The sequence below is a fragment of the Micromonospora sp. AMSO1212t genome (assembly GCF_008868145.1).
In the GTDB taxonomy this organism is placed as follows: domain Bacteria; phylum Actinomycetota; class Actinomycetes; order Mycobacteriales; family Micromonosporaceae; genus Micromonospora; species Micromonospora tulbaghiae.
Window position 1 is genome coordinate 1 of record NZ_WBKS01000189.1, and the last position, 7,824, is coordinate 7,824.

General features: G+C 72.8%; 10 protein-coding genes. 4 read left to right on the top strand and 6 right to left on the bottom strand.

The window, feature by feature from the left end; genetic code table 11:
- Nucleotides 1-119: 119 nt before the first annotated feature.
- The gene (locus F8279_RS28190; RefSeq protein WP_013284778.1) at nucleotides 120-431 is read right to left on the bottom strand and encodes a hypothetical protein; all 312 of its coding nucleotides are present in this window, start codon (nucleotides 429-431) and stop codon (nucleotides 120-122) included.
- A complete protein-coding gene (locus tag F8279_RS28195; RefSeq protein ID WP_216932656.1) occupies nucleotides 421-732 on the bottom strand; it encodes a hypothetical protein in 312 nt (103 codons plus the stop codon). Before F8279_RS28195 ends, F8279_RS28190 begins: the two co-directional genes overlap by 11 nt.
- 105 nt (nucleotides 733-837) lie before the next feature.
- On the opposite strand from F8279_RS28195, the gene F8279_RS28200 reads away from it, so the two are divergent.
- Nucleotides 838-1,194 (top strand): DUF3099 domain-containing protein, encoded by a 357-nt coding sequence (locus F8279_RS28200; RefSeq protein WP_013284780.1) that lies wholly within the window; start codon nucleotides 838-840, stop codon nucleotides 1,192-1,194.
- A gap of 39 nt (nucleotides 1,195-1,233) precedes the next feature.
- Here the strand turns inward: F8279_RS28200 and F8279_RS28205 are convergent, their stop codons facing one another.
- Both F8279_RS28205 and F8279_RS28210 read right to left on the bottom strand, forming a co-directional pair.
- The gene (locus F8279_RS28205; protein ID WP_091419946.1) at nucleotides 1,234-2,130 is read right to left on the bottom strand and encodes a carbohydrate kinase family protein; all 897 of its coding nucleotides are present in this window, start codon (nucleotides 2,128-2,130) and stop codon (nucleotides 1,234-1,236) included.
- Nucleotides 2,127-3,053 (bottom strand): pseudouridine-5'-phosphate glycosidase, encoded by a 927-nt coding sequence (locus tag F8279_RS28210; RefSeq protein ID WP_151501566.1) that lies wholly within the window; start codon nucleotides 3,051-3,053, stop codon nucleotides 2,127-2,129. Before F8279_RS28210 ends, F8279_RS28205 begins: the two co-directional genes overlap by 4 nt.
- A gap of 88 nt (nucleotides 3,054-3,141) precedes the next feature.
- On the opposite strand from F8279_RS28210, the gene F8279_RS28215 reads away from it, so the two are divergent.
- The 3 genes from F8279_RS28215 to F8279_RS28225 all read left to right on the top strand — a co-directional run bounded on the left by F8279_RS28215 (nucleotide 3,142) and on the right by F8279_RS28225 (nucleotide 5,964).
- Complete coding sequence (locus F8279_RS28215) at nucleotides 3,142-3,360, top strand: DUF3039 domain-containing protein (protein WP_091419950.1); 219 nt, start codon at nucleotides 3,142-3,144, stop codon at nucleotides 3,358-3,360.
- Nucleotides 3,361-3,400: 40 nt separating this feature from the next.
- Nucleotides 3,401-4,051, top strand: a complete 651-nt coding sequence (locus F8279_RS28220; RefSeq protein ID WP_091419953.1) for a trimeric intracellular cation channel family protein — start codon at nucleotides 3,401-3,403, stop codon at nucleotides 4,049-4,051.
- Nucleotides 4,052-4,230: 179 nt separating this feature from the next.
- Nucleotides 4,231-5,964, top strand: coding sequence for a DEAD/DEAH box helicase (locus F8279_RS28225; RefSeq protein ID WP_091420262.1), 1,734 nt, complete (start codon nucleotides 4,231-4,233; stop codon nucleotides 5,962-5,964).
- A 105-nt stretch (nucleotides 5,965-6,069) separates the two neighbouring features.
- On the opposite strand, the gene F8279_RS28230 is transcribed toward F8279_RS28225, so the two are convergent.
- Nucleotides 6,070-6,303 (bottom strand): hypothetical protein, encoded by a 234-nt coding sequence (locus F8279_RS28230; protein WP_013284786.1) that lies wholly within the window; start codon nucleotides 6,301-6,303, stop codon nucleotides 6,070-6,072.
- 244 nt (nucleotides 6,304-6,547) lie between these two features.
- Nucleotides 6,548-7,824 (bottom strand): RNA polymerase sigma factor (locus F8279_RS28235; RefSeq protein WP_151501567.1); only part of this gene is annotated, 1,277 nt, incomplete at its 5' end.

The window sequence follows — 7,824 nt, forward strand, 5'->3', positions numbered from 1 at the left end:
CAGTGACGTGCAGGAACGGGGTCACCCGGACCAAGCCGACGGATCCGCTCCAGGACAGCAACGTCGGTCAGGCGGTGAGTCAGACCAGGCCGGGTGACCCCACCCCTACATCCTCACTGTCAGGCGGCGGTCGGGCGGGACAGCGACGCCAGCGCGCGGCGTACGTCGGCCAGCGAGACGGTGGCGGAGTCGTCCAGGTCGGCCAGGCCGGCCTCGATCCACTGCCGCATCAGCGTGGTCACCCCGATGCCGCGCGCGTCGGCGGCGGCGCGGACCCGCTCGTACGTCTCCAGCGGGAGCCGGACCGACCGGCTGACCATCGGCACGTCGGTGTCGGGGGTGGGCAGCTGCGCCGGTGACGTGTCGTCGATCAGGTCGGCGAACGCGTCGCCTCCGGCGTGGAACCGCTTGGTCGCCTCGTCACGGTGCATCGTGACCGCCTCCTCGTCGGCGTGAGTTCCGCACCGCCTCGTCGTAGCGCTTGGCCTCGACGTCGCTCAGTTCGCGGGCGGAGAGGATGTCCCAGTCGTTGTCGGTGCCGTCGGCCTCGGCCAGCAGCACGGCGAGCCGCCGGCCGCGGTGGTCGGTGGCGTAGACCACCATGACGTCGTCCCCGAGGTGGCGGATGACCCGGCGGTTGCTGTGCAGGGCCTCCCAGACTTCCCCGGGTGTGACGTCGTAGACCCGCAGGTTCGCCAGCGCCTCGTCGGTGAAGCTGAACCGGTTGGCCACGGGCGAAGCGTACCACGCACGTAACACGCACCCGCCTGTCACGATTTTCGCCGATCATCCGTCCGGAGTGACAGGATGGCCCTATCCCCTCGTAGGAGGTCCGTGGTGAAGCGTCAGGCGTACCAGCCGATACTGATCACCGACGCCCCGCGCAGCCAGGACGACCAGCTCAACAGCCGACAGAAGCGTTACGTGCTGATGATGGCCATCCGGGTCGCGTGTCTGGTGGCCGGCGCGATCCTGGTCGGCGCGAAGGCCCCGCTGCTCTGGCTCTGGCTGCCGCTGTGCGCGCTCGGCATGGTGCTCGTGCCCTGGCTGGCGGTGCTGCTGGCGAACGACCGGCCGCCCAAGGAGGAGCACCGCCTGGCGAACCGGTTCCAGAACCGGCGCCGCGAGGAGCCCGCGCCCACGGCCCTCACCGCCGAGGAGAACCCGCACAAGATCATCGACGCCGAGCCCTGACCGGCCCGGGCGGAGCGCCGCCCGGACCGGCCGCCGGCGTCAGGGAGCCGGACGGGCGCCCACGGTCGTCACGGCGAGCGCGCCCAGGTCACCGGCCCGGGCCAGCGCGGCACGCGGGTCGGCGCCGGCCAGCCACGCGGTGAGCAGCCCGGCCGCGAACGCGTCCCCGGCGCCGGTCACGTCCACCACGTCCACCCCTGGCGCGGGCGCGAACTCCACCACACCGCCGCGCTCCACCCACACCGCGCCAGCCGCGCCGCGCTTGACCACCACGCGGTGCGCCACCGCTGTCAGCGCCCGCGCCTGCGCCGCCGGGTCCAGCCCGCCGGCCAGCACCGTCGCCTCGTCCGTGTTGACAAGCAGCAGGTCGACGTCGCGTACCCAGGTCAGGAACGCCCCGCCGACGCGCCGCAGCGGCGCCGCGGACGCCGCGTCGACGCTGACGGTCAGCCCGCGCTCGCGGGCCGTGGCCAGCGCGCGCAGGCCGGCGCCGCGCGACCCGACGTCCAACAGGGTGTACGCGGACAGGTGCAGATGCCCGGCGTCGGGCGCGGCGGTCAGCGCCGCGTCCACGTGCCCGGCGGTCAGCCGCAGGTTCGCGCCCCGCTGGCTGATCATCGTGCGCTCCCCGTCGTGGGCGAGCACGATGACGGTGCCGGTCGGGTAGCCCTCGTGCCGCTCGACCGCGCAGTCGACACCGATCCGGGTCAGCTCGGCCACCCGCTCCCGGCCGGTCTCGTCGTCGCCGACGGCGGCGACGAGCGTCACCGCCGCGCCCTGCCCGGCGAGCCAGGCGGCGGTGTTCGCCGCCTGCCCGCCGCCGCTGAACCGGATCCCGGCCGCGGTGTCCGAGCCGGTCGCGAGCGGTCCGGAGAGCACCGCGAGCACGTCGGTGATCACGTCGCCGACGACGACGATGCGCGGCGTCGCGCTCACGGGGTGCGAGGGGTCGCCGCGGCGACCGCGATCCGGGCCGCGAGGTCGGCGTTGCGCAGGATGATCCGGACGTTCACGGCCAGGCTCGCGCCCTCGGTCGCGGCGTGGAAGTGCGACAGCAGGAACGGGGTGACGGCCTTGCCGGTGATCCCCTCGCGGGCCAGCGCCGCCCGTCCTTCGGTGAGCGTGCGGTCGTGCAGCGCCGGGTCGAGCTGCTCGTCGGCGGGCAGCGGGTTGGCCACCACCAGCCCGCCGTGGTGCACGCCGTGCGCCGTGCGCGCGGCCAGCACGTCGGCCACCTGCTCCGGGGACTCGACCGACCAGTCCAGGTCGAAGCCCGCGTCGGTGAGGTAGAAGCCGGGGAAGCGGCGGGTGCGGTAGCCGACCACGCCCACCCCGAGCGTCTCCAGCCGCTCCAGCGTGGCGCCCACGTCGAGGATCGACTTCACCCCGGCGCAGACCACAGCGATCGGCGTCCGGGCCAGCGTGACCAGGTCGGCCGACTCGTCGAACGTCTGCGCCGCCTCGCGGTGCACGCCGCCGAGCCCGCCGGTGGCGAACACGCCGATCCCGGCCGCCGCCGCGACCGCGCTCGTGGCCGCGACCGTGGTGGCGCCGTCCGCGCCTGTCGCCGCAGCCGGGGCCAGGTCGCGGACCGAGAGCTTGCTCACGCCGTCGACGGTGGCGAGCCGGGTGAGCTGGGCGTCGTCCAGCCCGACCCGCAGCTCACCGGCGACCATGCCGACGGTGGCCGGCACCGCCCCCGCGTCCCGTACCGCCTGCTCGATCTCGCGCGCCACGCGCAGGTTGTCCGGCCGGGGCAGCCCGTGCGAGACGATCGTGCTCTCCAACGCCACGACCGGGCGGCCGTCCCGCAGGGCGTCGGCCACCTCACTACCGAGACTGATGTGAAATTTGGTCACGTCGGTTACCGTACGGGCCGCATCCTGCCGGGGCCCAGGTGGACCGGGGCGGACCGACCTGCAAAACTGGAACGCCGGAGGTGTAGTCGTGAGTACAGAGATTCTCGAGCGTCCCGAGCTGAAGGACGCGGACACTGGTCCGGAGATGTTCCACTACGTCCGCAAGGAGAAGATCGCCGAGAGTGCCGTGATGGGCACCTACGTGGTCGCGCTCTGCGGCGAGACGTTCCCGGTCACCAAGGCGGCCAAGCCTGGTTCCCCGGTCTGCCCGAAGTGCAAGGAGATCTACGACTCGTACCGCGAGTGATCCCGGGCGGCTCCGCGGCCCGCGCACGTAACCTGCGGCGGTGACCACCTCCACCGCCCTCCTCCTCGCCGACCTCACCGGCGTGGCGGTCTTCGCCGCCTCCGGCGCCTCCGCGGCGGTGGCGAAACGGCTCGACCTGTTCGGGGTCGTCTTCGTCGGCATGGTCGCCGCACTCGGCGGCGGCATCTTCCGCGACCTGGCGATCGACGAGGTTCCCCCGCTGGCGTTCGCCGACTGGCGCTACGCCGCCACCGCCTCCCTCACCGCCGCCGCCGTGTTCTGGCTGCACCCCCAGCTCGCCCGGCTGCGCACCACGGTGCTGGTGCTGGACGCCGCCGGCCTCGGCCTGTTCACGGTCACCGGCACGCTCAAGGCCCTCGACGCCGCCGTGCCGCCGGTCGGCGCCTGCATGATCGGCATGCTCACCGCGATCGGCGGCGGGCTGGGCCGTGACCTGCTCACCGGCGAGATCCCGGTGGTGCTGCGCCGGGAGATCTACGCCCTCGCCGCGCTCGCCGGGGCGGTAACGGTGGCGCTGCTGTCGGCGTGCGGGCAGGCGACCGCCGTGCCGCTCACCGCCGCCGTCCTGCTCGTGTTCGGGCTGCGCCTGATCGCGCTGCGCCGGCGCTGGTCCGCGCCGGTGGCGACGCTGCGGCCGCCGCGCACCGGCACCCGGGGACCACTGGCCTGACCCGCCGCACGCCGGGGTGGGCGGATGTGACAGGCGTGGCGTCGAGTGGGGCGTACGGCCCGCGCTGGTTATGCTGAGTCCGCCTTCGCGGCACCGGATGCGCGAGGGCGTTTTCATGGGCGGCGGCTCCCGTGGCCCCGGTCGGGCCCGCCGCCGTCCGCGGCGGAGAGGAGCTACGCGTGCCACCGCGGATGCCGACGCTCGACACGTTCCCGCCCCTGCGCGCCTGGCAACGCAAGGCGCTCGTGGAATACCTGCGCCGCCGCACCGATGACTTCACAGCGGTCGCCACGCCCGGCGCCGGTAAGACCACGTTCGCGCTGCGCATCGCCGCCGAGCTGCTCGCCGACGGCACCGTCGAGGCGGTCACCGTGGTCGCGCCGACCGAGCACCTGAAGACCCAGTGGGCGCAGGCCGCCGCCCGGGTCGGCATCCAGCTCGACGCCGCGTTCCGCAACGCCGACCTGCACTCCGCCGCCGACTTCCACGGCGCGGTGGTCACCTACGCCCAGGTCGGCATGGCGCCGCAGGTGCACCGGCGGCGCACCATGACCCGCCGCACGCTGGTCATCCTCGACGAGATCCACCACGCCGGTGATTCGCGCACCTGGGGCGACGGTGTGAAGGCGGCGTTCGAGCCCGCGGTACGCCGGCTGATGCTCACCGGCACGCCGTTCCGCTCCGACGACAACCCGATCCCGTTCGTCAGCTACGAGCGCGGAGGCGACGGGCTGCTGCGCTCCCGCGCCGACTCGGTCTACGGCTACTCCGACGCGCTGCGCGAGGGCGTGGTCCGCCCGGTGCTGTTCCTGGCGTACTCGGGGGAGACCCGGTGGCGCACCAACGCCGGGGAGGAACTGGCCGCCCGCCTCGGCGAGCCGATGACGCAGGACCTGATCGCCCAGGCGTGGCGTACCGCGCTGGACCCGGCCGGCGACTGGATGCCGCAGGTGCTGCGCGCCGCCGACGCCCGGCTCAGCGTGCTGCGCGCCAACGGCATGCCTGACGCGGGCGGCCTGGTCATCGCCAGCGATCAGCAGGTGGCCCGCTCGTACGCGAAGCTGCTGGAGCAGGTGACCGGTGAGAAGGCCGCCGTGGTGCTCTCCGACGACCAGGGCGCGTCCGCGCGGATCGCGACGTTCGCCGCCTCGCAGCAACGGTGGCTGGTCGCGGTGCGGATGGTGTCCGAGGGCGTCGACATCCCCCGGCTGGCAGTCGGCGTGTACGCGACGAGTGCCAGCACCCCGCTGTACTTCGCGCAGGCGATCGGCCGGTTCGTCCGGGCCCGCCGAGCCGGCGAGACCGCGTCGGTGTTCCTGCCCAGCGTGCCGCACCTGCTCGGGCTCGCCAGCGAGATGGAGGCCGAGCGGGACCACGTGCTCGGCAAGCCGAAGGACCGCGAGGGCTTCGACGACGACCTGCTGGAGCGCGCCCAGCGCGACGACGGCGCGAGCGGGGAGCTGGAGAAGCGTTTCGCCGCCCTCTCCGCGACCGCCGAGCTGGACCAGGTGATCTTCGACGGCGCGTCGTTCGGCACCGCCGCCCAGGCCGGTACGCCGGAGGAGGAGGAGTACCTCGGCCTGCCCGGGTTGCTCACCGCCGACCAGGTCTCGCTGCTGCTCACCAAGCGGCAGGCCGAACAGCTCGCCGCGCAGAAGCGCCGGGCCGCCCAGCGGACCGCTGAGCCGGCCGCTGCGGCCCCGGCGGCGGCGCCCCCACCGATGAGTGCCGCCCAGCGCCGGGTGGCGCTACGGCGGCAGCTGAACGCCCTGGTGGCCGCCCGGCACCACCACACCGGCCAGCCGCACGGCAAGATCCACGCCGAACTGCGCCGGATCTGCGGCGGCCCGCCCAGCGCGCAGGCCACGATCGAGCAGCTCGAGGAGCGCATCGCCACCGTGCAGACCCTCTGACGGTCCGGCTGGGCACGGGTCGACCGGGCACGAAAAACCGGCCGGAGGCTCCCCTTGCGGGTGCCTCCGGCCGGTCATGTCGGGTTATGGACTTCCTGTCGGACCTCAGTTCGCCATCAGATCGGCGCCACGCCAGCTGAACTCCGGGTCCGACGCGTAGCGCACGGTGATCTTCACGAGATCCTCCGCGTACTTGTTCGCGTGGTGCCCACAGAACACCAGCTCGCTCCCACCCGCCAGAGTGATCCGGAGCTTGCCGGCAGCATTGCAGCGGTCGCACCGTTCATCGGCGGCCGGGGGGCTCACCGTCTCGGGCGGCGGCGTGAGGGTCGGGGTCATCGCCTTCCTCCTCTGGTCGTCACCGATGAACACTCTCTTCGGTTGCTCACCTATCGTGCAACACCCATCTCGGGCCCTGCCTTCCCTGTGTGCCCGCGGGGGACCGAGGTCACACCTGGCGTGGAGGACAGTGTGCCGTGCACCAAGGGTGCCACGTCAACGATCACAAACAGGCAACCGACCGATCACCAAAGAGTGTTGTACGGCTGGTGATCAAACCGGCACGATTTGTTGACGTGCGCGGTCAGTCCAGGTAGTCGCGGAGCACCTGGGAACGCGAGGGGTGCCGCAACTTGGACATGGTCTTGGATTCGATCTGCCGGATGCGTTCCCGGGTCACGCCGTACACCTGGCCGATCTCGTCCAGGGTGCGCGGCTGGCCGTCGGTGAGGCCGAAACGTAGCCGCACCACGCCCGCCTCACGCTCGGACAGCGTCTGGAGGACCTGCTGGAGCTGGTCCTGGAGCAGCGAGAACGACACCGCGTCGACCGCGACGACCGCCTCGGAGTCCTCGATGAAGTCGCCGAGCTGGCTGTCACCCTCGTCGCCGATGGTCTGGTCGAGCGAGATGGGCTCCCGGGCGTACTGCTGGATCTCCAGCACCTTCTCCGGTGTGATGTCCATCTCCTTGGCCAGCTCCTCCGGGGTGGGCTCGCGGCCCAGGTCCTGGAGCAGCTCGCGCTGGATCCGGCCGAGCTTGTTGATCACCTCGACCATGTGCACGGGGATGCGGATGGTGCGGGCCTGGTCGGCCATGGCGCGGGTGATGGCCTGGCGGATCCACCAGGTGGCGTAGGTGGAGAACTTGTAGCCCTTGGTGTAGTCGAACTTCTCGACGGCGCGGATGAGGCCGAGGTTGCCTTCCTGGATGAGGTCGAGGAAGGCCATGCCGCGACCGGTGTAGCGCTTGGCCAGCGAGACCACCAGGCGGAGGTTGGCCTCCAGCAGGTGGTTCTTGGCGCGCTCGCCGTCTCGGGAGATCCACATCAGGTCGCGCTGGAGGTCGCGGACCAGCTTCTCCTCGCCCTCGTCGGCGGCGCGCAGCCGCTCGGCGGCGTAGAGGCCGGCCTCGATCCGCTTGGCCAGCTCGACCTCCTGCTCGGCGTTGAGCAGCGGCACCTTGCCGATCTGCTTCAGGTACGCCCGCACGGAGTCGGCGGAGGCGGTCAGCTCGGCGTCCCGGCGCGCCTGCTTGAGCGCCTCGGACTCCTCGTCGTCCCACTCGAAGTCGTTGTCGGTGGCGGAGCTGGCCGCGTCGGCCTCGGCGGCCCGGGTCAGCTCGGCCGGCTCCTCGACCACCACGTCCTCGATCGCGGCGGCCAGCTCCTCCGGGTCGATCTCACCGTCGGGGCCCTCGGCCTTGCCGCCGGCCTTGGCCGGCTTGGCCGCGGCGGTCTTCGCCGCCACCGTGGCCTTGGTGGCGCGGGTCGCCTTGGTGGCCTTCGCCGGGGCCGCGGCCTTGGCCACGTCGGCGGTGGTGGCCTTGCGCGCGGTCGCCTTCCGGGGGGCCGGGGCCCCGG